This is a genomic window from Enhygromyxa salina (genome assembly GCF_002994615.1).
GTDB lineage: Bacteria > Myxococcota_A > Polyangia > Nannocystales > Nannocystaceae > Plesiocystis > Plesiocystis salina_A.
Map to the genome: position 1 here is coordinate 1 of NZ_PVNK01000098.1, position 673 is coordinate 673.

At 64.3% G+C, this 673-nt stretch carries 1 protein-coding gene; it reads left to right on the forward strand.

The window, feature by feature from the left end; all coding sequences use genetic code 11:
* Positions 1-441: 441 nt before the first annotated feature.
* Positions 442-673, forward strand: a 232-nt coding sequence (locus ENSA5_RS08975) for a hypothetical protein (RefSeq protein ID WP_146155493.1), incomplete at its 3' end; no start/stop codon positions are given.

A 673-nucleotide genomic window follows, 5' to 3' on the forward strand; every position in this document is an offset into this window, starting at 1 on the left:
GGGTCGACTGGCAAGGGGCCGACCGGCAAGGGGCCGACCAGGCAAAGGCGCGACGAGGGCTTCGCCAACAACCCCTTCGCCAAGCTCCGCCGCTGAGCCGCACTCGGCGGAGAACGGGGTCTCGGAGTCTCCATTTTGATCCTTGGATCAGCCGGGATCAGGGAGAACCTTCATCGGGTCTCCCGGAGAACCCGGTCTCGGAGTCTCCATTTTGATCCTCGGATCAGCCGAGGAGAACCCGGTCTCGGAGTCTCCATTTTGATCCTCGGATCAGCCATCCATTTTGAGAACCCGGTCTCGGAGTCTCCATTTTGATCCTCGGATCAGCCAGGAGAAGAGAGGAAGCTAAGAGAGGAAACCCTCGGGCTGCTGGTCCCGAGCCTCATCGGGCGACCTCTAAAAATTCCTGCAACACCAGGCGCCGCGGGCCGAGAACCCCGCGTGGCCACCTCCGCCCAGAAGCAAGCCAGCGCCGCCCGTCGGGCGAAAAACCGAGCCCGCGGCCTCGCCCGCGGCTATCTACGCGTCCGCGCCCGGCCAATTCTGCGCGGTGGCCGCTACAAGATCACCAGGCGCTGCGTCGGCCGGCTGTTCCTCTTCTCTCCAGGATACAAGCCTGCCGAGCTCACCAACTTCCTCGGCTACTGCCTCGCCTACGCGGCGACGCGCTACG